The sequence below is a fragment of the Nocardia sp. NPDC060249 genome (assembly GCF_042728755.1).
Classification (GTDB): domain Bacteria; phylum Actinomycetota; class Actinomycetes; order Mycobacteriales; family Mycobacteriaceae; genus Nocardia.
Window position 1 is genome coordinate 12,496 of record NZ_JBHXAQ010000018.1, and the last position, 24,574, is coordinate 37,069.

A 24,574-nucleotide genomic window follows, 5' to 3' on the forward strand; every position below is an offset into this window, starting at 1 on the left:
CGGCCGTCGTCTATCTGCCGGACGCCCCGAGAGTCATCAGGTCCTTGGCCGAGACCTCGGGCAGGTATGCCTTCGTCAGGGCGAGGCCGATGCGGGGCAGGTCCGCCTCGTCGCGGTAGCACAGGTACACCGGCTCGTGGCGGGGCTGGAACTTGGCCTTGAACGTGTGCAGTGACCGGAAGCCGTAGTACGGCTCCATCGCGGCGCCGAGCCCTTCGAGCAGACGGTCGATGGGCTCGGCGCCGTCGGTACTCGCACTACGGGCCAGCGGTGCGCCCGAGAGCGAAACGATCTCGGCGCCTTCCTCTTTGAACACCTGACAGGACGAGGCGATGAGAAATTCCACCACCGGCCGGAAACCGTCGGGGCGCCTGCGCATCACGTCGAGGGTCCAGCCGCGGATCTCGTCGCCGGGGGCGTAGACGGGCAACCACGAGGTGACGCCGTGCACGCTGCCCTCGGCATCGACGGCCAGCCCCACCCGCACGGCCGGGTCGAGCGCCTCCTCCACGCCGCCGAGTGTGAATCCCATTTCGGGCAGGCCCTTTTCGCCCACCCACTCCTCGGAGATGGCGCGCACCTGGGCGATCACCGCGAACGGCTCATCGGCCAGCTCGACGAGCCGGAACTCGATGCCCTCCTTGTTCGCCTTGTTGATCGCGGACCGGATGTACTGCCACGCTTTGCCTTTGAACTCGAGCTGCGGCAGGTCGACGATAGTGTCCTCGGCGATCTGCGCACTGCGCCAGCCGAGTTCGCCGGCGATCTCGGCGACCGCCTCGGTAGTGGAGAACAGGCAGGGCACGAGTCCGTCGGCTTCGCAGCGATCGGTGAACCCGGCGATGGTGGCGGGCAAGAGATCCGCGGGGCCGATCGGATCGGTGAGCACGATGACGGTGCCCGCGTGGCGCTGATAGGCGACGCAGCGTTCACCGTCGGCGGCGAACCAGTATTTGTTCTCCGGCCAGGTCGTCATCCACGACATGGTGCTGCCGCCATAACGGGCGAGCAGGGCGCGCACCGCGTGTCCGGGATCGGTGCCGGTGAGCGCGCCGTCGGTGATCTTGCGCCGGACGGGCACCCGGAAGGCGCCGCGACCGCTGTAGAGCAGCGCCACCTCGACCGCCCACAGCAGACCGGTTCCGAAGGTCACCGCGCCGCTGGTCTCGAAGTCGGTGCCGATGGCCACGCCGAGCAGTACCAGCGTGAACACCACATGCGCCAGGCCGTAGGCCAGAGTGCCCCACCACGCCCAGCGCCTGCCTCGACGCAGCTGCCCGGCCACCACCGTGATCACCACCACGGTCAGGATCGTGCTCCACAGCGAGCCGCGTTCGTTCTCGGTGGGACCGAGCAGGCTGTCGCTGGGGAAGAAGTACACCGCCACCGAGGCCGTCGCGATCACCAGCAGCCCGATGAAGGCCAGCATGCGCACCTCCCGCCGGGTGCGTGGCCAGAAGCCGTGTTCGGTGCGGCTGAACAACTTTTCGCCCGCGGGCAGCCAGACGGCGATCGCGAGGAGATGCATGAGGTCGGCGAAGGTCGATTCGAACAGGAACGTGATCGCCACGTGCGCCGTCAGCACGGCGCGCACCCGCAGCCGCCACGGCGAACGCAGGGTCGCCGAGACCGCGGCCAGCGCCGAGAACGCGGCCGTGGAGAATCCGACGTCGCGGACCTCGGAAAGCCGGTCCGCCCAACCGAGATGGGTGTGGGCCAGCAGCCCGACCGTCACCGACGCGCCGAGGATGCCGATCAGCTGGCCCGACAGGCAGACCAGTGCGGTACGCACGGTGCCCAGACGCCATTCCGTCCAGCCGACCGCCGCCGCGAAAACGACTGCCATGCAGAAGTATTGGAAGGGGGTGAGTCCGAAGAACCAGCCGGACAGCGGCGTCCACCACTTGCCCTCGGTGAGCGGGGGCCAGCCGTAGGCGATCTCGGGAAACCAGGAACGCTGGTCGAGCCTGCGCCAGAGGCCGCCACAGGCGACGCCGAGGATCGCGACCACTGCGAGGAAGCCGAGGGTGAACGGCATCCGGCGGATCATGGTGTGCGCCAGGGCGACGCCGCGCGAGAGCGCCGATGCGGGGGCAGCCGCGTTGTCGTTCATGGAACCACCCTTTGCTGCGAGTGCGCCGCACCGGCGCGGTGACGTCGTCTGTGTACCGTATGTCATCGCGGCCGTACCAGGACCGCGATGCGCGCGCCAGGGCTGTCGAAGTGACATCTGTGGAGGTCAGAGATGACGCGAATCACCGATCTGTCGTTGCTCACCGGCTGGCTTCCGGTGGCGTTGACGGTCCTCGGCGCCGTGGGTGCGGTTTGGTTGCTGTTACCTCGCGTACGGCGATATGTCACCACGATCATGCCGATCGTGGTGCTGTCCGCGGTGGTGCTGACCGTGGCGCTGTACCTGTTCGTCGAGGAGGTGTGGCGGCCCTTTCCCGACCCGATCGCCGTGTCGGTCTACGTGCTGATCGGGATCGCGGTGGCCGCGGTGCTGTTGGTGGTGCCGCGAATCCTGGTGCGCCGGACCGTGTGGACCGGCGTGGTGACCGTGCTCGCGGCCGTGGCGGTGCTGGTGGCGGTGGGAGTCAGGATCAACCTGGAGTACGCGTGGTATCCGACGGTGGGTGCGGCGTTCGGGGGCGAACAGGTCGACCGGATCGATGCCGGTGAGCTGACCCGGCGCGAGCAGGTGATCAGCGCGCGTCCGCTCGAGCCGGCCTGGCCCGCGCCCGGCGGATTGCCCGACGGCGGGCGAGTACTGACCGCGACGGTGCCGCCGACCGCGTCCGGTTTCACCGCGCGCGATGCCCAGATCTATCTGCCGCCCGCCTATTTCGCGGATCCGCGGCCGCTGCTGCCGGTACTGGTATTGCTAGCCGGTGAGCCGGGCGCGCCGCAGGACTGGTTCGTCGGTGGGCAGCTGGCCGAGACCATGGATTCGTTCGCCCGCGCGCACAACGGGCTCGCGCCGGTCGTCGTGGTGGCCGATGGGACCGGCTCCCAGCTGGCGAACCCGCTGTGTCTGGACTCGAAGCTCGGCAATGTCGCCACGTACCTGGCCGTCGACGTGCCGAACTGGACGCGAGCGACCTTGCAGATCGACCCGGACCCGCGTTCCTGGGCGGTGGGCGGACTCTCCTACGGCGGCACCTGCGCACTGCAACTCGCCACCAACTACCCCGCCGTCTATCCCACCTTCCTCGACATGTCCGGTGAGGACGAGCCGACCCTTGGCGACCGTCAGCGCACGGTGGACGCCGCGTTCGGCGGGGATACCGAGGCGCTGCTGCGGGTCAATCCGCTCGATCTGCTGCGGACGCGGGCGTATCCGGACTCCGCCGGTGCGTTCGTGGTCGGTGCCGATGACCAGATGTACCGGCCGCAGGTGGAGCGGATGTATCAGGCGGCGAAGGACGCGGGGATGGATGTGCGGCTGCGGATTCTGCCCGGCGGACACAGCTTCGCGGTGTGGGAGTTCGCGTTGCGTGATCAGCTGCCGTGGCTGGCCACCCGGCTGGGCCTGACACCCTGATCGGCGACGGATTCCGTGCGGGTTCGCGGGGTACAGTGCGACGCATGCCGGAGGCGAAAACCCCAGGTACGGACGGCGGTGACGGCTCGCTCACCGAGCAGCGGATCGTCGACGCCGCACTCGCCGTCGTGGATGTGGACGGTGCGGGGGCCCTGTCCGTCGGGGCGGTGGCGCGACGGCTCGGGGTCGACGAGGACGCGGTGCGCGCCCGCGTCGGCGGGTTGGACGGCCTCGAACGCACGGTGATCGAAGACGTGCTGTCGTCGGTGACGCTCGGTCCCCTCACCGACGACGGTGTGGAGTGGACCGCGGCGGTGATCCAGTTCGCACTGAGCATGCGCGGCCGGCTCTTCGCCCATCCGGCGGTCGCGGAGTTGATCATGTCGGGGCCGATGGACAGTCCGTCGGCCGACGGGCCGGTGGCGCGCGAGATGACCGAGTCACTGTTCGTCTGCCTCGCCCGCGGCGGCCTACCGGCGCCCACCCGTGCGCGCGGGGTGTACGCGGTGGTGGTGTACGTGCTCGGTTCGATCGCCCTCGATGTGGCCGAAACCGACGGAAAGCCGCCGCTGCCAGGGGAATCCGAGCGGATCGCGACGCGCCGCGCGGCGCTGCACGACCTGGATCCGGCCAGGTGGCCGCGCACCGCGGCGCACCTGGAGGAGATCGCCGCCTGGACCTCCGTGGATCAGTTCGTCTGGGGACTTCGCGTGCTGCTCGTCGGGATGACGGCGACCTGACGCGCGATCGCGCCACGGCCGAGCAGAGCCGCGAAGGCCAGCAGCCACACACTCCACCACACGTAGCCGAGGAAGTTGACGAGCGCGGCGGGCTCGATCCCGAGCGGGATGACGACCCCGGTCGCAATGGCCGCGGCGCTGGTGTAGCCGAGCACGGCGAACCACCGCGGGGTGCGCAGCGCCGCGATGACCAGCGCGGTCCAGATCGCGGTGAGGGTGTACCCGGCGGTTTCGCCGAGGAGGGTGCCGAGCAGGGTGTGCTGTCGCTCGAAGGCGTCCGTGTCGGTCAGGGTGGGGACCAGTAGCGGCCAGCGCAGCAGGCCGATCGTTTGCACGAGGGCGGCGGCGATGCCCGCTCGCACCGCCCAGCGCATCGTGGGGGAGTCGTCCAGGCGGCCGATCAGGACGGACAGCGGGATGAAAGCGCAGGCTGCGGCCGCCAAGAGGGTGAACAGAGTGACGATCGTGGTCTGCTCGGCCCGGAATCGGGCGAGGACCTCGGTGGCGGGCAATTGCAGGACGTCGGGGTAGTCGAACGTCGTCCCGAGGCCGACGAAGGCGAGGTTCATCAGAATCGGGGCGCCGATCAGCAGCGTGATGGTGGTCCATGGCTTGTTTCGCACGAGAATCCATTCTGGCTGTACGGGGTACAGGTAGCTGTACGGGGTACAGTCCACCGCATGTCGAAGGCGAAGTCAACAGGTGGCGGCGCGGCGAGGCCGGCGCGGCGCTCGTTCACCGAAGAGCAGGTGGTCGATATCGCCCTGCAGCTCCTCGATGAGGGCGGGACCGGGGCGCTGTCGATCCGGGCGGTGGCGGGCAAGCTCGGGGTGAACCCCAACGCGGTGTACACCTACGTGGCGAGCCGGGCCGATCTGGAGCGCGCCGTGATCGAACGCGTGCTCTCGGCGGTTGCCCTCGAACCCCTGCGCGACCCCGGCGTGGAGTGGACCGGCGCGGTGGTCCGGTTCGCGCTCGGCCTGCGCGCCGAGCTGCTCGCGCATCCGGCGGTCGCGCTGTTGATGATGTCGGGGCCGATGGACGGGCCTGCCGCCAGCGATGTCGGCGAAGCGATGTTCGGATGCCTGGCCAGGGGCGGGTTGCCGCAGGCGAGGCAGGCGCACGGGGTATACGCGGTGATCGTGCAGGTGCTGGGCGGGATCGCGCTCACGGTGGCCGAGACCGACGGAAAGCCGCCGCTCACCCCGGAATCCGAGCGGGTCGCGCACCGTCGCGAGGGGCTGGCCCTGCTCGATGCCGATCGCTGGCCACGCTCCGCGGCGCAGGTGGACGCGATGGCGGCGTGGAACTCCGAGGATCAGTTCGAGTGGGGGCTGCGTGCCCTGCTCACGGGGATAGCCGCCGGCTGACTACCAGGTCGCGGGGTGTAATCCGATTGCGGCGCAAGCCTTGTCGACGGCGTCGGGCAGGGAGTCGTTGTCGGCGGCGAGGCTCACCAGGGCGAGCGTGTAGGTGTCGCGGAGCTGGGAGAGGTAGCCCGCGAGCTGGGTCCGGGGGAAGTCGGTGATGCCGGGGTGGATCGCGCGGGCGGCCACTCGGGTGCAGTCGTGCGGGCCGACTCTGCGTACCGCGTCGGGCAGCGATCCGATGTTGGAGCACAGGATGTCTCGCTCGCCCGCGCCCTTGCTGAGGGTGTAGGCCCAGCGGTCGGGGATCACCTGGAGGATCTCCTCGGGCAGGCCCGCGGGGCTGGACATCCGGCGCTGATAGGCGGACCTGGCCCTGTCGCGAATCGTCGCGGGAGTGTCGGTGCGGTGGATGGCGATCTCGGTCATCGCGAGATCGTTGTCGACTCGCGGTTCGTCGCGTGTGTCGACGGGCAGGCTCGCCGTGATGACCGGGTTCGGGAAGCCGTTCTGCCACAGGATGTTCGCGATCACATGAATGAACAGGCTGTTCGGGGTCCCGCCAAGGGTGCTCGCGGTGATGTCCCAGTGGGTGGCATCGAAGCTCAACAGGAGGGGGTGCGGGTGCCGGTCGCCGGGCGACCCGGGATTCAGGGGCGGGGCGTTGCTGACTCCCGGTTCGCGCGCAACGTGGTCCGTGGTCGGTCGTGCCGAACGCCGGGGGAGCTTGCGAAACAACGCGCGGGCAGTGCCGCCGACGATGGTGGCCCATTGGGAGGACGCATCCTTCCACTCCGAAGATGTGGTTCGGCAGCGTGTTTCGCAGACAGGGAGTAAGCCGTTCGACGCATCGTGCGCCGGATCGAGGGATCGCAGGGCGACGGTGACGGCGTGGATCAGGCCACGGGCGTCGGCCAGGGCATGCGAACACGTCAGGGCGACAACGGTTCCGCCGTCCTCGAGGCGAGCGGCGGACAGGCGCCAGCCGGGCGCGAACTCCGGGTCCAGGTCGGTGCCGAGGCGGTCGGCCCAGGCCAGGATCGCGTGGGCGGGAAGTGGGCCGGCACAGTGACCGGAATCGTGGGCGATCGGCGTTGCCGGCCAGTCGGTCTCGGCGATCTCGGTGTGGTTCGGGAGGAGATCGAGGGGGTGGGCGGTGGTGTTGGGGTGCCAGGCACGGCGAGCGCCGGGAACCCGTGGGTTCACCACTCTGCGGCCGAGCCGGCCTGAGCGCAAGCGATCGTGAATCGCTCGCAGCAGAGCGGGTTCCATCGCATCAGGGGTACGCCACAGACCCTGTAGCGCGATGGGGGTGCCCATCCCGCGGTGGGTCCGCAGGAAGATCTCGTCGACGACCGTGAGACGGTCCATCAGCGGCGGTCGGCGCTACCGTGCCTGCCCTCACCCGCGGCGAAGCGGGCGGCCCCGTCGAGCGCACCGCCGGTGAGGGCGGCCATGCCGTGCCGGAATTCGACGCGCAGCGCCTCCTCCTCGGTGTGTCCGTACTGGTCGTACAGGGCGGCGCGGTCGGTGCGCAGACAGGTTTGGGGCAGCGCGGCGAGCTGGGCGGCCAGATCCTCGGCGACGCGGCGGGCGTCGCCGGTGGGCACGACCCGGGTGACCAGGCCCATCTGTAGTGCCTCGGGCGCGCTCACCGGGCGGCCGGTGAGGATCATGTCGAGCGCGCGACCTTCGCCGACGATGCGCGGGAGGCGCACGGTGCCGCCGTCGATCAGCGGGACGCCCCAGCGGCGGCAGAAGACGCCGAAAGTAGCGTCCTGCTCGGCGATTCGCAGATCGCACCACAGGGCGAGTTCGAGCCCGCCCGCCACGGCGTACCCGGAGACCGCCGCGATCACCGGCTTGGACAGGCGCAGCCGGGTCGGGCCCATCGGGCCGTCACCGTCCTCGGCGGCCTGATTGCTGTTCTCGGTGCCGAGAGCCTTGAGGTCGGCACCGGAGCAGAAGGTGCCGTGTTCGCCCCACAGCACGGCGACCGAGGCGGTGGGGTCGGCGTCGAACGCGCGGAACGCCTCCGCCAGCGCGTGCGCGGTCGGGCCGTCCACGGCGTTGCGGGCGTGCGGGCGATCCAGGATCACGGTCGTGACCGGCCCCGTGCGGTCGACGCGCACTGTGCTCGCCGGCCCACTCGCTGCGGGCCCGCTGGTTTCGGCGGGTGAACCTGTTTCCATTCTTCGACCATACGGCCACGGTGCCCTTGTGTGAAGAGGTGAATTAGTGGTTCACTTCTTCACATGGTGTACCGCAGGACCCCGGCCGTGCAGGCCCGGCTCGACGCGCAACGGGCGCTGATCGTGCAGGGCGCCACCCGCGTGCTCTCGCGTGACGGGTTCGCCGGGCTGTCGATGGCCGCGGTTGCCGCGGAGGCGGGCATCGCCACCGGCACCGTGTACAAGCAGTTCGAGAACAAGGCCGAATTGGTCGCCGCGGTCTTCGAGACGGTCGTCGCGCGCGAGGTCGACGCGGTACGCGCCGCGGTGGCCGATGGCGACGTGGTGGGGCGGGTCACCGCCGCCGTGGAGACCTTCGCCGGGCGCGCGATGAAGAACCCGAAATTGGCCTACGTGCTGCTGGCCGAGCCCGTCGACGCCGCCGTCGACGCGCAGCGGCTGCAATTCCGGCGGGCGTTCGCCGCATCGTTCGAGACCGCGATCGCGCACGGTGTCGCCGAAGGGCGCTTGCCCGCCCAGGACTCGAGTCTCACCGCCGCCGCCCTCGTCGGCGCGATCGGCGAGGTGCTCGTCGGCCCGTTGGCGGCCACCCCGCACGCCGAGACCGTCATCCCCGAATTGGTCGCTTTCGCCGTGCGCGCCCTCGGTGCGCGCCCGGAAACGTTGTAGTCGAAGGAGTTACCGGACATGCCGACCCACGAAGTGTTCAACCAGGCGCCACCACTGATCCCCTTCGACGCCGCGCGCAACCCCGCGCTGCTGGAAGGCCTGCACCGTGAGGGCGCGGGCTGGGCCGAAGCCGAAGTGCGCGAACTCGGCGCGCTGGCAGGCGGTTTCGAGGCGCAGGAGTGGGGCAGGCTCGCCAACGAGTACCCGCCGGTGCTGCACACCCACGACCGGTGGGGCAATCGCGTCGACGAGGTGGAATTCCACCCGCACTGGCACGACCTGATGAATGTCGCGGTGACACACGGTCTGCACGGTTCGCCGTGGCGCGACGAGCGGCCCGGCGCGCACACCGCGCGCGCCGCCAAGTTCTACACCTGGGGCGCCGCCGACGCCGGACACATGTGTCCGATCTCGATGACCTACGCGGTGGTACCCGCGCTGCGCCACAACCCCGAGCTGGCCGCTCGCTTCGAGCCGCTACTCGGTTCGCGCACCTACGATTTCGGTTTGCGCGAACCGTCGACCAAGGCCGGGCTCATCGCGGGTATGTCGATGACGGAGAAGCAGGGCGGCTCCGACGTCCGGGCCAACACCACCACCGCCACACCGCAACCCGATGGCTCGTACCGCATCGTCGGGCACAAGTGGTTCACCTCGGCGCCCATGTCGGACATGTTCCTCACCCTCGCGCAGGCCCCGGGCGGCCTGTCGTGTTTCCTGCTGCCCCGGGTGCTGCCCGACGGCACCCGCAACCCCCTCCGCATCCAGCGGCTGAAAGACAAGCTGGGCAACAAGTCCAACGCGTCCTCGGAGATCGAATACGAGAACGCCACCGGCTGGCTCGTCGGCGCCGAGGGGGCAGGCGTGAAGACGATCATCGAGATGGTCAACATGACCCGCCTCGACTGCGTGATCGGCTCGGCCACCGGCATGTGGCTCGGCGCGGTCACCGCGATCCATCACGCCCGCCACCGCGAAGCCTTCGGCGCCAGGTTGATCGACCAGCCCGCCATGCGCAATGTGCTGGCCGACCTCGTCATCGAATCGGATGCCGCGACCACGGTGATGATGCGCCTGGCCGGAGCCACCGACCGCGCGGGCAGCGACCCGGCCGAGGCCGCGCTGCGCCGGATCGCGCTCGCCATCACCAAGTACTGGGTCTGCAAGCGTGCTCCCGCGCACGCCGCCGAAGCGCTGGAATGCCTGGGCGGCAACGGCTATGCCGAGGAATCGGGCATGCCGCGGCTGTATCGCGAGGCGCCGCTCATGTCGATCTGGGAAGGGTCGGGCAATGTGGCGGCGCTGGACGCGTTGCGCGCCATGGGACGTCAGCCCGAAACGGTCGAGGCGTACTTCGCCGAGGTCGGACTCGCCCGCGGCGCCGATGCGCGTCTCGACGACGCGATCGACCGGGTGGGCAAGGAACTCACCGACCTGTCCGATATCGAATACCGGGCCCGCCGCGTGGTGGAACTGATGGCACTCGTCCTCCAGGGCGCACAGCTGGTGCGGCACGGTCACCCGGCCGTCGCGGATGCCTTCTGCGCGACCCGTCTCGGCGCCGACTGGGGCATCGCCTTCGGCACCCTGCCCGTCGGCGCGGACACCGGTGCGATCATCGAACGAGGTTTCGTCGACGTTCGCTGAATCCGCGTCGTCCTGGCCTGCTGACGCCCGGTGCGTAGGGTAGGCACGTGACCTGGGCGAACGAGGTGCTGTCGGTGGGCGAACTGGCGCAACGGGTCCCGGTGGGCCACGAGCGGATTCTGCTGGGGATCGCCGGGCCGCCCGGAGCCGGGAAATCGACACTGGCGCAGCGGCTTCGCGTCGAGCTGAGCAGGTCGGGACGGCCCGCGGCGGTAGCTCCGATGGATGGGTATCACCTGCGCAACGACGTGTTGCGGGCGCGCAACGCCCTGGCGCGCAAGGGTGAGCCGGATACCTTCGACGCAGGCGGGTTCGTCGCGGATCTGCGGTTGCTGCGGGAAACGCCGGTCGGAGCGCCGGTACCGTGGCCGCTGTTCGATCGCGCGATCGACGAGCCGACCGACGGCGGTGTTGTCGTGTGTGACGAGCGGGTGGTCGTCGTCGAGGGCAACTACCTGCTGCTGACCGAGGCCGAGGCGCCGGGATGGGCTGAGGTCCGCGGGCTGCTCGACGCGTGCTGGTACCTGGACGCGCCACGACAGGTGCTCGCCGAACGACTCATCGACCGGCACACCGCGGGCGGGCGAACACCGGGCCAGGCGCAGGAGAAGGTGCGCGGGAGCGATCTGCGCAACGCCGATCTCGTCGCGGCGAGCAGGAACCGCGCCGACCACGTGTTGACCGCCGTCGGGCACGGCTATCGCGTGACCTGATTCGTTGCGAACGGCGCGTGTGGCACGGAAATCGGCGGCGTCGGGGCAATCATGGAGTGATGACGCGAGGTCGGCGGTTCCCCGGGCATGCGATGCGCAACGGCGCGGCGGCGTTGTGCGCGGTGGTGTTGTACTACAGCGTGCCGGTGGGCTGGATGTTCGAGCTCGACGCGTGGCCGGGGCGGCTGGTGGGGGTGTTCCTCTTCGTCGGCGGGATCGCCGGGCTGGGCTGGCTGGTCTGGCGGCGGATCGACAACTATCTCCGGGAACCGACCGCCGCGGGAGCACAGGTCGACGGATTGCTGCTGCTCGTGTGCATCGTCGGCGTGGTGTTCGCGCTGTTCTACTACCGCTTGCAGCAGCTGCATCCGGATCAGTTCGCCGGGCTCGAAACTCGCACCGACGCGCTCTATTACACGCTCGTCACCCTCGGCACCGTCGGATTCGGCGACGTGCACGCCGTCGGTCAGACCGCGCGCATCGTGACGATGGTGCAGATCGTGTTCGACCTGGTGGTGCTCGGCACCCTGCTCACCATCATCACCACCAGCGTGACCGGCCGGATCCAGGCCGCGACTCGGGCCGCGCACGAGCTCAGCGGCGATGCGCCCGATACCACTCGATGAGCTCGTCGGTCGACGAATCACCCACCGACACCGGCTTTTCCGGTTCGCTCAGCAGCGGCATCAGGGCGAGGGCCTGCTGCTTGCCCAGTTCGACACCCCACTGATCGAAACTGTCGACACCCCAGATGATGCCCTCGACGAACACCTGGTGCTCGTAGAGCGCGATCAGCTGACCCAGCGCCGACGGCGTGAGCTCCGGCGCCAGAATCGTGGTGCTCGGCCGGTTGCCCGGCATCACCTTGTGCGGCACCAGTTCCGGATCGGTGCCCTCGGCGCGGATCTCCTCGGCGGTCTTGCCGAACGCCAGCACCTTCGACTGCGCGAACAGGTTGCTCATCAGGATGTCCTGCATGCTGCCGGTGCCGTCGCGGGTCGGCAGGTCGTCGGTGGACCTGGCGAAGCCGAGGAAATCGGCGGGGATCAGGCGCGTGCCCTGATGAAGGAGCTGGTAGAAGGCGTGCTGGCCGTTGGTACCCGGCTCGCCCCAGAAGATCTCGCCGGTCGAGGAGGTGACCGGGGTGCCGTCGGCGCGCACCGACTTGCCGTTGGATTCCATCGTCAATTGCTGGAGATAGGCGGGGAATCGGGCCATATCGTTCGAATAGGGCAGGACCACACGGGATTCCGCGCCGAAGAAATTCGAGTACCAGACGCCGAGCATCGCCAGCAGTACGGGCGCGTTCTCCTCCAGCGGCGCGGTGGCGAAATGCTTGTCCACGGCGTGCATTCCGCTGAGGAATTCCGCGAACTGCTCCTTGCCGATGGTCACCATCACCGAGAGGCCGATCGCCGAATCCACCGAGTAGCGGCCGCCGACCCAATCCCAGAAGCCGAACATGTGCGTGGTGTCGATGCCGAAGGCGGCCACCCGTTCCGCATTCGTCGACACCGCGACGAAATGCTTGGCGACCGCTTCCTCACCCAGCGCGTCGACCAGCCAGCGGCGCGCGGCGGTGGCATTGGTGAGCGTCTCCAGCGTCGAGAACGTCTTGGACGCGACGATGAACAAGGTGGTCGCCGGGTCGAGCCCGGCGAGCTTGGCGACCAGATCGGCGGGATCCGCGTTCGAGACGAAACGGGCACCGATGCCCGCGTCGACATAATGGCGCAGTGCGCGATACACCATGTCGGGGCCCAGATCCGAACCACCGATGCCGATATTGACGATGGTCTCGATGCGTTGGCCGGTCGCGCCGCGCCACGCACCCGAGCGCACGGAATCGGCGAATTCGCCCATCCGGCGCAGGACGTCGTGCACCTCGGCGTCGGCGTCGGTGCCGTCGATGCAGAGCTGGTCACCGACCGGTAGGCGCAGGGCGATATGGCCGACCGCGCGGTCCTCGGAGGTGTTGATGTGCTGGCCCGCGTACATCGCGTCGCGTCGTTGCGGCACACCTGCCGTGCGCGCGAGATCGACGAGCAGGCGCAGGGTTTCGCGGGTCACGCGATGTTTGCTGTAGTCGATGTGCAGGTCCGCCACCTGCGTCGTCAGCTCGCGACCACGGTCCGGGTCATCCGCGAACAGCTGCCGTAGGTGCATCGGCGCAACGGTGCGGTGGTTGCTGTGCAGTGCCTGCCAGGCCGCCGACGCGGTGATGTCGCTGCTGCTCACGAGCCGAGGGTACCGCGTAACCGGCGGGCTGGCGCGCGGGTGTCGACGACCCCGACAGACCACCGGTACGGTCTGGGAGTGTGCCGGGCACGAGGCCCCACCGCCTCCCAGTGCCGCGCACGCGACGCAAGGCCGAGAGCCGGCAGTCGAGCTCCCGGACGACGCGCAACATTCTCGGAGAGGCGGGACAGTGTCTGAACGCGATGTACTCGAATTCGTACCCAAGGGTTTGTGGATCGGCTCCGGACCCGTCGAGGCCACCGGGGGTGGCACTTTCGACGTGCGCAATCCGGCCGATGGGACAGTGATCGCGCAGGTGGCCGACGCGACCCCCGAGGACGCGATGCGCGCCTTGGACGCGGCCGTCGCGGCGGGGCAGGCGTGGGCGGCGACGCCGTCACGGGAGCGGGGCGAGATCCTGCGGACGGTGTTCGAGCAGCTCACCGAGCGCGCGGAGGAATTCGCGCTGCTGATGACGCTCGAGATGGGCAAGGCGCTGTCGGAGAGCCGCAACGAGGTGCGCTACGGCGCCGAGTTCTTCCGCTGGAACAGCGAGGAAGCCGTGCGGATCCACGGGCGGTATCTGAACGCGCCGTCGGGAACCGGGCGGATCATGGTCGCCAAGCAGCCGGTGGGACCGTGCCTGGCGATCACGCCGTGGAACTTCCCGTTGGCCATGGGCACCCGCAAGATCGGCCCCGCGCTGGCGGCGGGCTGCACGATGATCGTCAAACCCGCCTCGGCGACGCCGCTGACCATGCTGGCGCTGGCCAAGCTCTGTAGCGAGGCGGGCCTGCCCGACGGGGTCCTGTCGGTGATCACCACCCAGCGTTCCGGGGCCGTCACGGGCCCGCTGATCGACGATCCGCGGCTGCGCAAGCTCACCTTCACCGGCTCCACCGAAATCGGTAAGAAGCTCGTCTCGGCGTCCGCGAACCGGCTGCTGCGCACGTCCATGGAATTGGGCGGCAACGCGCCGTTCGTCGTGTTCGACGATGCCGATATCGACGCCGCCGTGGCCGGTGCGATGCAGGCGAAGCTGCGCAACGGCGGCGAAGCCTGCACCGCGGCCAACCGGTTCTACGTGCAGCGCGGCGTGGTCGCCGAGTTCACCGAGAAGTTCGTCGCCGCGATGGCCGACACCGTCGTGATGGGCCCCGGCACCGACGCCGCGACCACCCTCGGCCCACTGGTGAGCGAGGACCAGCGCGAGATCGTGAGCGACCTGGTCGACGATGCTGTCGCCGTGGGCGCGCGAGCGCTGATCGGCGGCAAAGTGCCCGGCGGTCCGGGGTGGTACTACCCGGCCACGATCCTGGGCGATGTCCCGCCGACCGCGCGCATCCTGCGCGAGGAAGTGTTCGGCCCGGTCGCCCCGATCGTCGCGTTCGATTCCGAGGACGAGGGTGTCGCCGCCGCGAACGACACCGAATACGGGCTGGTCAGCTACGTCTACACGCGAGATCTCGACCGCGCGCTCCGCATCTCGGAGGCGATGGAGAGCGGGATGGTCGGCGTGAACCGTGGCGTCATCTCCGACCCCGCCGCCCCGTTCGGCGGCGTCAAGGAATCGGGCTTCGGTCGCGAGGGCGGCACCGAGGGCATCGAGGAATACCTGAACACCAAGTACATCGCCCTGACCTGAGCCGGGCAGAAAAATAACCGCCCCGGGGATGGTGTCGCACCCGGGGCGGCTTTTCGGAAGCGGCGAACTGGCTGGTCCGCCGCGTGGTTTGTGGTCTGGGGCTAGCGGCCGAGGCGGCCGCGGCCGAGGCGGAGCAGGAGCATGGCGAGGGTGTGGCCCTCCTGGCCCAGCTCACTGAAGCGCTCGAGGACTTTCATCTCACGGCTGTGGACCAGGCGCGTACCACCGGAAGCCATCCGGGTGCGGCCGATGATCCGGGAGATCTCGCTGCGGCGTTTGATCGCGGCGAGAATCGTGGCATCGAGCTGATCGATCTCGAGGCGGAGCTTGTCGATCTCGGCTTCGGATTGCGGCAGGGCCGAATCGGAGCCGGTGGCCGTAGCAGGGGTGCTCATCATTCATCTCCTCGTGTCAGAACTTGGATCGGTCAAACCGAACGGCCTGTTACCCGATCTGTTCCGTCACCCTGAAACTTTTCCCGATGGGCAGTACTGGATCCCCCGGGAGTGCGCAATCAGTACTCCCCGCCACGATATCGGATCGGCTGCCGATCCGGGCATGCGGAGAAGCGCTGACCATGCGGCTCAGTCTGCCACGGGCGGCTGGGGAGGCAAAACAGTTCTGTTTAGGAATTCGCTGAGAACGTTCACCAGGCGTCGGCGGCGTCGACCGGGCCCGGTTCACCGGGAGTTTGCCCGGCTGTCGCCGGCCGGTCACCCCGGTGGCGGCGGTTCGCGGCTTGTCGGTGCCCGCCGGTAGCGTGGACAGACGATGGATATCACGGTCGCTCCCCACGCCTCAGCCGCCGATCCCAGCGAACCCGCGCCCGCGCCTAAGGGCGCCGCGCTACCGCCTCGGGACGGTGGTGGCAGCGGCGCGTCCGCGCTGGCTCAGGCGGCGGCCAGGAACAGCGCCGAACAGTCACAGCGTCGCCAGGAGCGTGAACAACAGCGCGCCGAGGAGATCGAGCGTCTACTCGACGGGCTCAACCCGCCCCAGCGTGCCGCGGTGATGCACGCGGGATCCCCGCTGCTGATCGTGGCGGGCGCGGGCTCGGGCAAGACCGCGGTGCTCACCCGCCGCATCGCCTATCTGCTCGCGGCGCGCGGCGTCCGCACCGGGGAGATCCTGGCCATCACCTTCACCAACAAGGCCGCCGCCGAGATGCGGGAACGGGTCGCCGGGCTGGTCGGTCCGCGGGCCGCCAGCATGTGGGTGTCGACCTTCCATTCCAGCTGTGTGCGCATTCTGCGGATGCAGGCGGCCCTGCTGCCCGGCCTGAACTCGAATTTCTCGATCTACGACGCCGACGATTCTCGTCGGTTGCTCACGATGATCAGTCGCGATTTCGAGATCGATACGAAGAAGTATTCGGCGCGTTTGCTGTCGACCGCCATTTCGAATCTGAAGAACGAACTGATCGGTCCGGAAAAGGCCGCCGCCGACGCGGAAGCCGACGACACCGAACTGCCCGCGCTGGTCGCCCGGGTCTACGCCGAGTACCAGCGGCGGTTGCGCACAGCCAATGCGATGGACTTCGACGATCTGATCGGCGAGACGGTCGCGCTGCTGCAGAACCATCCCCAGGTCGCCGAGTACTACCGGCGCAGGTTCCGGCATGTGCTGGTCGACGAGTACCAGGACACCAACCACGCCCAGTACGTGCTGGTGCGTGAGCTGGTCGGGCACCACAGCGAGGCGCAAGAACAGGCGGTCGAGCCGAGCGAGCTGTGCGTGGTCGGCGACGCCGATCAGTCCATCTACGCGTTCCGCGGCGCCACCATACGCAACATCGAGGAATTCGAACGCGACTTCCCGGACGCGGAAACCATTCTGCTGGAACAGAACTACCGCTCCACCCAGCACATTCTGTCCGCCGCCAACGCGGTGATCGCGCGCAACGAGGGCAGGCGCGAGAAGAAACTGTGGACCGATTCCGGCGAAGGTGAACTGATCACCGGCTACGTCGCCGACAACGAGCACGACGAAGCGTCCTTCGTCGCCAAGGAGATCGATCGGCTCGTCGACACGGGCGACGCGAACTACGGCGACGTGGCGGTGTTCTATCGCACCAACAACAATTCGCGTGCGCTGGAAGAGATCTTCATCCGCATGGGCCTGCCGTACAAGGTGGTCGGTGGTGTGCGATTCTACGAGCGCAAAGAAGTGCGTGACGTGGTGGCCTACCTGCGCGTGCTGGAGAATCCCGAAGACGCGGTGAGTGTGCGCCGCATTCTCAACACTCCGCGCCGCGGTATCGGCGACCGCGCGGAGGCGTGCGTGGCGGTGCATGCCGAACAGCGCGGTATCGGTTTCGCCGCGGCGCTGCGCGATGCCGCCGACGGCACGGTCGCGCTGCTGAATACCCGCGCGCAGCGGGCCATCGCGGGATTTCTCGATCTGCTCGACGAGATCCGGGTGGCGGGAAAGCGGGCCGACAGCGACTATCCCGATGTGGGCAATGTCGTCGAGGCGGTGCTCGATCGCACCGGATATCGCGCCGAACTGGAGGCTTCCGACGATCCGCAGGACGGCGCGCGGCTCGACAACCTCAACGAATTGGTCAGCGTCGCACGCGAATTCAGTTCCGAGGCGTTCAACAATGCCGAGGCGGCGCGCGAGGAAGGGCTGGTACCGGAGGCGGGCGACGGCGAACCAGAGCCCGGGTCGCTTGCCGCGTTCCTCGAGCGGGTGTCGCTGGTCGCCGATACCGATCAGATCCCCGACGAGGGCACCGGCGTGGTCACCATGATGACGCTGCACACGGCCAAGGGCCTGGAATTCCCGGTGGTCTTCGTGACCGGTTGGGAGGACGGGCAATTCCCGCACATGCGGGCGCTGGGTGATCCGAGCGAACTGGCCGAGGAACGTCGTCTGGCCTACGTGGGGATCACGCGGGCTCGCCAGCGGCTCTATCTCTCGCGCGCTGTGGTGCGGTCCGGCTGGGGGCAGCCGGTGTCGAACCCGGAATCTCGGTTCTTGCAGGAGATTCCGCAGCATCTGCTGGATTGGCGCAGGTTGGAGCCGGTGATCTCGCCGGTGCAGCGCGGGCGGCGCCGGGGCGAGGACAGCGGGTTCGATCGCGACTGGACCAGTGGGAACGGATGGGATCAGCGGCCCGGTGTGCGTGGGGGATCCGGCGAGCGCAGGCCTGCGCCGGGTGGGGCGGTGAAGCGGAACAACACGGAACTCGTTCTTGCCGTGGGCGATCGGGTTACCGATGACAAGTACGGGTTGGGGCGGGTGGTGGCTGCTGATGGGGTGGGGCCGTTGGCTACGGTGACTATCGACTTCGGGACGGCGGGCAAGATTCGGTTGATTCCGCAGTTCAGCCGGACGATTGTGAAGCTGTGACGGTGTTCGGTGGGTGGCGTCAGTGGGGGAAGAGGTCGGTCAGGGCCTCGTCGAGGGTGGGGTAGCGGAAGTCGAAGCCGACCTTGTGGAGGACTTCGGAGGTGGCGTGGCGGCCGGTGAGGCCGAGTGCCGGATCGGTGCGGAGGAAGACGGCGCCGACGGTGAGCACAGCCTTCGGCGTGGGGGGTGATGGGGGGCGGTGCAGAATTCGGCGGAGGGTGGCCATGAGTTCGGTGTTGCGGACCGGGAATTCGGTGGCGGCTACGAGGATGCCGTCGGGGAGAGTGACGGCCGGATCGAGGCCGAGGCAAGCGCGGACTACGGCCAGCCAGTCCTCGATGTGGATCCAGCTGAACCATTGATCGCCGGGGCCCACGCGGCCGCCGAGGCCGGCCTTGGTGAGCTGGCCGAGGCGTTTGAGGGCGGGGGCGTCGGGGTCGAGGACGATGGAGGTCCGCAGGATCGTCCAGTGGTCGGCGCGGGCGGGGTCGAACGCCTCCTCCCACGGCTGGGCGACGCCGGTCATCTGGGGGAGGCCGACGGGCAGAGGAGTTGTTTCGGTGCACCGGGTTTCGCCCGCGTCCGACCAGATGGCCGTGGTGCTGGCTTGGATCCAATAGTCGACGGGGGTGTCGCGCAGGCCTGCCGCGGCGACGAGAGCGGTGGTGGAATCGACTCGGCTGGAGCGCAATTCGGCCACGTTGCGTTCGGTCGGCCTGCAGTCGACCAGCTTTCCGGCGAGGTTGATCACCGCGAGCCGGCCGGGTTCGCGTAGTTCGGCGGACCAGGAGCCGACCGAGCGGCCGTCCCATTCGGTCTGCCGGAACGGCAGATCCGGGTTACGGCGGCGGGTCAGCAGGGTGACGCGTTGTCCGCGGCAGGTCAGGTCGGCGGCGACCTGGAGGCCGAGCGCGCCGGTGCCACCGGCGATGACGACATTCAGCGCGTCGTCGACGGGAGCGAGCCCGGCCAGCCGGGCCAGCCGCGAGAAGTTCACGCGCGCATCGGTTTCGATGAACGGGCGGACGACGGTGCGGGCCGCGGCGGCGGAGGACCCGGTGAACCGCAGTTCCTGGGTGAGCTCCGTCCCGCCGTCGCGCGGAGTCAGCCGCCAGGTGAGGTACATGGTGCCCGCCGGTTCGGGCTGGGTGATGCCGAGCTCACGATTCGGTTCGAACACGGTGACGGTGAACGGTTCCGCGAACCGCTCGTGAATCCGCGCCGAGACTTTTCCGTTGGGGAGGTAGTCACCGGTGACGCCGACAGCGACCGGCCCGTGCATCCGCACCGACCGCACCCCGGGATTCCACTCCGGCCACTGCTCGAGATCCCCGAGCACCCCCCACACCAATTCCGGTGCGAGCCCGATGAACTGCGTGTACTTCGTCGTACCAGCCATACCGCAACGCTAACCCCGCCCCTGACAGAGCGGAAGCGTGCTACTGGTCACGCAGCCAGATGGCCACCCATCACCTAGTCGCGCTGGGCGCCGAGGCTGATGCCGCGCGTGGCCAGCCACGGGACCGGATCGATCTTGTCGGTGCCGTTGAGCCAGACTTCGAAATGGCAGTGCGGGCCGGTGGAGAAGCCGCGGTTGCCCATCGTGGCGATCTGGTCGCCCGCCATCACGCGCTCGCCCTGCGAGACGGTGGCGGTGTCGATGTGGCCGTAGATGGTGACGGTGCCGTCGTCGTGCAGGACGCGGACCCACATGCCGAATCCGGACGCCGGACCCGCTTCGATGATGGTGCCGTCGGCGACCGCGTAGATCGGGGTGCCGATCGGTCCCGCGACGTCGATGCCGAGGTGCTGGACACCCCAGCGGGCGCCGAAACCGGAGGTGTAGTTGCCCGAGGTGAACTTGGCGAACAGGGGCCGCAGCTTGGCGGATTCCTGGGCGGCGAGATCTTCGGCGAACTTGGCGCCCTTGGCGAGGATGTCGTCGAAGTGGTTCTTGTCGGCGATGGCGGTGGCGTCGAGTACCTGGGGTGCCACGCCGGTGCCCGGGTCGCCGACGTCGGCCGTGCTCATGGACTGGGCGGCGATCTCGTGGACCTGACCCGCTGCCTCGTAGTCGATGCCGTGCGCGGGCTGGCCCGGATCGGCCATGGCCGCCTGACCCGCGGCGACAACCGCGCCGGCGGCGACGGCGATGACGGCGGCGCGGCCCTTCAGCGCGGCGGGCGGTGCGGGGACCCGGTGTGCGCCACCCCGCCGGTCGGCACGACGCGGCGCGGGGGATTCTTCCGCGGTGGTCTCTTCGGCCGCGGGCGCCCAGTCGGTGCCGTACGTGCCGGTGTCATAGGACTCGTCCGCGGTCCATTCGTCTTCGGCGGGCGTCCACGCCGCGTTGTCGGACCACGAGTTCTGGTCGCGCCACGCGTCGTCGGTCTGCGGCCATGCGGCGGCGGGGGCTGGGCGGGCCTGCGGATGCGATGTGTATTCGTCGGCATACCGGTAACGGTGGCCGGAGTTGGTGCGATCTTCGACTGGAAGGGTGGAGCGGTGGTTCATCGGCCGTGCCGATTCGCCGGCTGTTCCAAGCGAGTACTGAAGTACCTCAAGCTTGTCGTCCTCCTCAGTCCTGACCTGCCAGTCGTGACCTGGTTGTCGTGACCTGGTTGTGACTTCGACCGCATTGACGGTAACGAAGCGATTGCAGAGTGGCAAGCGCTGGTCGAAAACCTACACCTGCGTGTGACATTCGTCACCGTAACGCCTTGGAATATCTCACCGTTTTCCGGCATCTCGGGTGAGGTCTGTCGACGACATAACGTAGTAGATGCCGGGGGGTTCCGGTTTTAGGCGGCCCGACCTGCCAAGGCGTTGTGAAACGCCCAAAAACTACTCGCCAGTAGCCTTGGCCAGCGGTTTTCCGGGGCTCCCGTTATGGGTCGTGACCTGCGCCACTTACTATGAACGTGGTCGTTTACCCCTCCCCGTGACTAGCTACAGTCCGATCCGACCCGCTACCGACGTCGGGCCGCCAACAAAGACGTTGTCATAGCAACGCAGACGAGACGGTGAGTACATGGATCTCTTCGAATATCAGGCGAAGGAGCTCTTCGTTAAGCACGGAGTGCCTTCGTCCGAGGGTCGTGTTTGCGACACGGCCGAAGAAGCACGCGCCATTGCCGAGGAAATCGGCAAGCCCGTGATGGTCAAGGCGCAGGTCAAGGTGGGCGGCCGCGGCAAGGCTGGCGGCGTCAAGTACGCGGCCACTCCGGAAGACGCGTTCACGCACGCGCAGAACATTCTCGGCCTCGACATCAAGGGCCACATCGTCAAGAAGCTCCTGGTCGCCGAGGCCAAGGACATCGCGGAGGAGTACTACATCTCCTTCCTGCTCGACCGCTCCAACCGCACCTACCTGGCCATGTGTTCGGTCGAGGGCGGCATGGAGATCGAAGAGGTCGCGGAGAAGACTCCCGAGCGCCTCGCCAAGATCGCCGTCGATGCCGTCAAGGGTGTCGACCTGGCCTTCGCCCGTGAGATCGCGGAGAAGGGCCACCTGCCCGCCGACGTGCTCGACGCCGCGGCCGTGACCATCCAGAAGCTGTGGGAGGTCTTCGTCAACGAGGACACCACCCTGGTCGAGGTCAACCCGCTGGTGCGCACTCCCAACGACGAGATCCTCGCCCTCGACGGCAAGGTCACCCTGGACGAGAACGCCGAGTACCGGCATCCCGACCACCTCGAGTTCGCCGACGTCGACGCGACCGACCCGCTCGAGCTCAAGGCCAAGGAAAACGACCTCAACTACGTCAAGCTCGACGGTGAGGTCGGCATCATCGGCAACGGCGCCGGTCTGGTCATGTCGACCCTGGACGTCGTCGCGTACGCCGGTGAGAACCACGGCGGCGTGAAGCCGGCCAACTTCCTCGACATCGGCGGCGGCGCTTCGGCTTCCGTGATGGCCGCGGGCCTGGATGTCATCCTCGGCGACGCGCAGGTCAAGAGCGTGTTCGTCAACGTCTTCGGTGGCATCACCGCCTGCGACGCGGTCGCCAACGGCATCGTCGGCGCGCTCGAGGTGCTCGGTGGCGCGGCCACCAAGCCGCTGGTCGTTCGTCTGGACGGCAACAACGTCGAAGAGGGTCGTCGCATCCTCGCCGAGGCCAACCACCCGCTGGTGACGCTGGCCCAGACCATGGACGAGGGCGCCGACAAGGCCGCCGAACTCGCCTTCAGCGCCAAGTAAGGAACAGCGAACATGTCCATCTTCCTGAACAAGGACAACAAGGTCATCGTCCAGGGCATCACCGGCGGCGAGGGCACCAAGCACACCGCGCTGATGCTGAAGGCGGGCACCAACGTCGTCGGCGGCGTGAACGCGCGCAAGGCCGGGACCACGGTCACCCACACCGACAAAGACGGCAACTCGATCGAGCTGCCCGTGTTCGCCTCCGTCGCCGAGGCGATCGAGAAGACCGGCGCCGACACCTCCATCGCGTTCGTGCCGCCCGCCTTCTCCAAGGACGCCATCATCGAGGCCATCGACGCGGAGATCCCGCTGCTCGTGGTCATCACCGAGGGCATTCCGGTGCAGGACTCCGCCTACGCCTGGGCCTACAACGTCGAAAAGGGCGAGAAGACCCGCATCATCGGCCCGAACTGCCCCGGCATCATCACCCCCGGCGAGGCGCTGGTCGGCATCACCCCGAACAACATCACCGGCAAGGGCCCGATCGGCCTGGTGTCGAAGTCGGGCACGCTCACCTACCAGATGATGTACGAGCTGCGCGATTTCGGTTTCTCGACCGCGATCGGCATCGGCGGCGACCCGGTCATCGGCACCACCCACATCGACGCCATCGAGGCGTTCGAGAAGGACCCCGAGACCAAGATCATCGTCATGATCGGCGAGATCGGTGGCGACGCCGAAGAGCGTGCCGCGGCCTACATCAAGGCCAACGTGACCAAGCCGGTCGTCGGCTACGTCGCCGGTTTCACCGCGCCCGAGGGCAAGACCATGGGCCACGCCGGCGCCATCGTCTCCAGTGGTGGCGGCACCGCGCAGGCCAAGCAGGAAGCGCTCGAGGCCGCAGGCGTGAAGGTCGGCAAGACGCCGTCCGCCACCGCCGCGCTCGCTCGCGAGATCCTGGAGAAGGCGTCTATCGCTTCTGCGTGATCTGAAATCTCACACTGTCGAAGGCCGCCTTCAGGTTTAACCTGGGCGGCCTTCGTCGATTCATCCACAGGCGGTGGTTTATCCACAGCCTGTATCGGTAGGTGATGACCGGGGCCGTAGCGTGCAGTAGCGTCAGGTATCGGATCAGGCACCAGTCAGTTCGACGCGACCGATGCGCACGACTCGACAAGGAGACGACGAGACATGTCATACCCGACCGGGGGCTCCGGGTACAACACACCCGCGACACCCGCCGCGCCTCAGGGCCCGAGCACCGGAGCCGCCGCGGCTTCGCCATCGACCGTGACCGGTTCGGATGGCAAAGGACTGCCGTTCATCCTGACCGCGGCCGCCGCCGGACTCGGCGTCGTCACCTTCTTCCTCGGCTTCGCGCCGTATGTCGGCTTCTCCGTGCTGCGTGAGACCACCACCGCCAGCATGTTCGAGTCGAGCAACGGCGCCCTCGCGACGCTGATCCTGGCCGCCGCTTTGCTGGCCGGGCTGTCGTTGCTGCCCAAGCAGAACGTCCTCGGTGTCGCCGCGGCACTCGCCGTGGCCTCGTTCCTCGGCGTCGTGGTGTCGCTGATCAGCGTGGGCGAGGGCACGGAACTGCAGTGGGGCGCGTTCGTGGTGGCCGCGTTCTCGTTCGTCGTCGCCGTGCTGATGGTGCTGGCATTGCTGTTCGGGCTCGGCATCATCAAGCTGCCCGCGCCGAAACCTGCCCAGCCGCAACAGCAGCAGAACCCGTACGGCCAGTACGGCCAGCAGGGTTACGGCCAGCAGGGGTACGGCCAGAGCACCGGCCAGCAGCCTTACGGGCAGACCGGTTACGGCCAGGCCCAGACCGGTGGGCAGTACCCGACGCAGTCGCCGTCGCCGTACGGCCAGCAGAGCCAGCCGTCGGTGCCGCAGGCGCAGCCGCCGTCCTACGGTCAGCCGGGTCAGCAGTCCTACGGTCAGCCGCAGCAGTCGCCGTACGGTCAGCAGTACGGTGCCCCGCAGCAGCAGCCCTCGCCGTACGGCTCGGCGCCGCAGGCACAGCCGCGTCCGGATGAGAGCGCGACGCAGACCTTCGGTGGAGGACAGCAGCAGGGCCAGCCGTTCGGTGCGCCGACCTACGGTGGCGCGCAGCCGTCGTCGCCGGGCCAGCCGCAGCCGTTCGGTGGCGAGCAGACCGCCGACCCGGCGGCCGACGCGACCACCGCGTTCCGTCCGAACGACGACAACAAGTAGAACCGACGGCTGCCGCACGGTGGTCAAGGTTCGATCGCGAGCCCACAGGTACGCCTGTGGGCTCGCGGCGCGCCTGACCCGCGGCCGCCGGGGAAGCTGCC

At 68.5% G+C, this 24,574-nt stretch carries 20 protein-coding genes; 12 read left to right on the plus strand and 8 right to left on the minus strand.

What is annotated here, in order from left to right:
- Positions 1-10: 10 nt before the first annotated feature.
- A complete protein-coding gene (locus ACFWFP_RS32375) occupies positions 11-2,113 on the minus strand; it encodes a bifunctional lysylphosphatidylglycerol flippase/synthetase MprF (protein ID WP_379301480.1) in 2,103 nt (700 codons plus the stop codon).
- A gap of 132 nt (positions 2,114-2,245) precedes the next feature.
- Here ACFWFP_RS32375 and ACFWFP_RS32380 point away from each other — a divergent pair, with 132 nt between their 5' ends.
- Together ACFWFP_RS32380 and ACFWFP_RS32385 are read left to right on the plus strand one after the other, a co-directional pair.
- Positions 2,246-3,544, plus strand: a complete 1,299-nt coding sequence (locus ACFWFP_RS32380; protein ID WP_379301482.1) for an alpha/beta hydrolase — start codon at positions 2,246-2,248, stop codon at positions 3,542-3,544.
- Positions 3,545-3,588: 44 nt separating this feature from the next.
- The gene (locus ACFWFP_RS32385; protein ID WP_379301484.1) at positions 3,589-4,284 is read left to right on the plus strand and encodes a TetR/AcrR family transcriptional regulator C-terminal domain-containing protein; all 696 of its coding nucleotides are present in this window, start codon (positions 3,589-3,591) and stop codon (positions 4,282-4,284) included.
- Here ACFWFP_RS32385 and ACFWFP_RS32390 read toward each other — a convergent pair.
- Positions 4,233-4,907 carry a DUF4386 domain-containing protein gene (locus ACFWFP_RS32390; protein WP_379301486.1) on the minus strand — a complete coding sequence of 225 codons (675 nt, stop codon included), beginning with the start codon at positions 4,905-4,907 and terminating at the stop codon, positions 4,233-4,235. The two genes, ACFWFP_RS32385 and ACFWFP_RS32390, sit on opposite strands and share 52 nt — an antisense overlap.
- Positions 4,908-4,964: 57 nt before the next feature.
- On the opposite strand from ACFWFP_RS32390, the gene ACFWFP_RS32395 reads away from it, so the two are divergent.
- Complete coding sequence (locus ACFWFP_RS32395) at positions 4,965-5,654, plus strand: TetR/AcrR family transcriptional regulator (RefSeq protein WP_379301488.1); 690 nt, start codon at positions 4,965-4,967, stop codon at positions 5,652-5,654.
- Here the strand turns inward: ACFWFP_RS32395 and ACFWFP_RS32400 are convergent, their stop codons facing one another.
- Both ACFWFP_RS32400 and ACFWFP_RS32405 read right to left on the minus strand, forming a co-directional pair.
- Positions 5,655-7,022, minus strand: coding sequence for a hypothetical protein (locus ACFWFP_RS32400; RefSeq protein ID WP_379301490.1), 1,368 nt, complete (start codon positions 7,020-7,022; stop codon positions 5,655-5,657).
- A complete protein-coding gene (locus ACFWFP_RS32405) occupies positions 7,022-7,843 on the minus strand; it encodes a crotonase/enoyl-CoA hydratase family protein (RefSeq protein WP_379301492.1) in 822 nt (273 codons plus the stop codon). Before ACFWFP_RS32405 ends, ACFWFP_RS32400 begins: the two co-directional genes overlap by 1 nt.
- 63 nt (positions 7,844-7,906) lie before the next feature.
- On the opposite strand from ACFWFP_RS32405, the gene ACFWFP_RS32410 reads away from it, so the two are divergent.
- Genes ACFWFP_RS32410 through ACFWFP_RS32425 form a run of 4 tightly spaced genes read left to right on the plus strand, consistent with a single transcriptional unit; the run spans position 7,907 to position 11,498 of the window.
- Positions 7,907-8,512, plus strand: a complete 606-nt coding sequence (locus ACFWFP_RS32410) for a TetR/AcrR family transcriptional regulator (protein ID WP_379301494.1) — start codon at positions 7,907-7,909, stop codon at positions 8,510-8,512.
- Between the two features lie 18 nt (positions 8,513-8,530).
- Positions 8,531-10,159 carry an acyl-CoA dehydrogenase family protein gene (locus tag ACFWFP_RS32415; RefSeq protein WP_379301496.1) on the plus strand — a complete coding sequence of 543 codons (1,629 nt, stop codon included), beginning with the start codon at positions 8,531-8,533 and terminating at the stop codon, positions 10,157-10,159.
- A 47-nt stretch (positions 10,160-10,206) separates the two neighbouring features.
- A complete protein-coding gene (locus ACFWFP_RS32420; protein WP_379301498.1) occupies positions 10,207-10,872 on the plus strand; it encodes a nucleoside/nucleotide kinase family protein in 666 nt (221 codons plus the stop codon).
- Positions 10,873-10,931: 59 nt separating this feature from the next.
- Positions 10,932-11,498: a potassium channel family protein gene (locus ACFWFP_RS32425; RefSeq protein WP_379301500.1), complete on the plus strand. Its 567-nt coding sequence runs from the start codon at positions 10,932-10,934 to the stop codon at positions 11,496-11,498.
- On the opposite strand, the gene pgi is transcribed toward ACFWFP_RS32425, so the two are convergent.
- Positions 11,467-13,110, minus strand: coding sequence for a glucose-6-phosphate isomerase (gene pgi, locus ACFWFP_RS32430; protein ID WP_379301502.1), 1,644 nt, complete (start codon positions 13,108-13,110; stop codon positions 11,467-11,469). The two genes, ACFWFP_RS32425 and pgi, sit on opposite strands and share 32 nt — an antisense overlap.
- Positions 13,111-13,300: 190 nt before the next feature.
- Here pgi and ACFWFP_RS32435 point away from each other — a divergent pair, with 190 nt between their 5' ends.
- Positions 13,301-14,755, plus strand: coding sequence for an NAD-dependent succinate-semialdehyde dehydrogenase (locus ACFWFP_RS32435; protein WP_379301504.1), 1,455 nt, complete (start codon positions 13,301-13,303; stop codon positions 14,753-14,755).
- A gap of 101 nt (positions 14,756-14,856) precedes the next feature.
- Here the strand turns inward: ACFWFP_RS32435 and ACFWFP_RS32440 are convergent, their stop codons facing one another.
- Positions 14,857-15,150 carry a chorismate mutase gene (locus tag ACFWFP_RS32440; RefSeq protein WP_067449740.1) on the minus strand — a complete coding sequence of 98 codons (294 nt, stop codon included), beginning with the start codon at positions 15,148-15,150 and terminating at the stop codon, positions 14,857-14,859.
- 616 nt (positions 15,151-15,766) lie between these two features.
- Here ACFWFP_RS32440 and ACFWFP_RS32445 point away from each other — a divergent pair.
- Positions 15,767-18,109, plus strand: a complete 2,343-nt coding sequence (locus tag ACFWFP_RS32445) for a UvrD-helicase domain-containing protein (RefSeq protein ID WP_379301571.1) — start codon at positions 15,767-15,769, stop codon at positions 18,107-18,109.
- A gap of 19 nt (positions 18,110-18,128) precedes the next feature.
- Here the strand turns inward: ACFWFP_RS32445 and ACFWFP_RS32450 are convergent, their stop codons facing one another.
- Positions 18,129-19,508 carry a DUF1731 domain-containing protein gene (locus ACFWFP_RS32450; protein ID WP_379301507.1) on the minus strand — a complete coding sequence of 460 codons (1,380 nt, stop codon included), beginning with the start codon at positions 19,506-19,508 and terminating at the stop codon, positions 18,129-18,131.
- Positions 19,509-19,582: 74 nt separating this feature from the next.
- Positions 19,583-20,623, minus strand: coding sequence for a M23 family metallopeptidase (locus ACFWFP_RS32455; RefSeq protein WP_379301509.1), 1,041 nt, complete (start codon positions 20,621-20,623; stop codon positions 19,583-19,585).
- Between the two features lie 517 nt (positions 20,624-21,140).
- On the opposite strand from ACFWFP_RS32455, the gene sucC reads away from it, so the two are divergent.
- From sucC to ACFWFP_RS32470, 3 genes are all read left to right on the plus strand, one after another.
- Positions 21,141-22,310, plus strand: a complete 1,170-nt coding sequence (gene sucC, locus ACFWFP_RS32460; protein WP_379301511.1) for an ADP-forming succinate--CoA ligase subunit beta — start codon at positions 21,141-21,143, stop codon at positions 22,308-22,310.
- 12 nt (positions 22,311-22,322) lie between these two features.
- The gene (gene sucD, locus ACFWFP_RS32465; RefSeq protein ID WP_379301513.1) at positions 22,323-23,240 is read left to right on the plus strand and encodes a succinate--CoA ligase subunit alpha; all 918 of its coding nucleotides are present in this window, start codon (positions 22,323-22,325) and stop codon (positions 23,238-23,240) included.
- Positions 23,241-23,444: 204 nt separating this feature from the next.
- Complete coding sequence (locus ACFWFP_RS32470) at positions 23,445-24,473, plus strand: DUF5336 domain-containing protein (RefSeq protein ID WP_379301515.1); 1,029 nt, start codon at positions 23,445-23,447, stop codon at positions 24,471-24,473.
- The last annotated feature ends 101 nt before the right edge of the window (positions 24,474-24,574 follow it).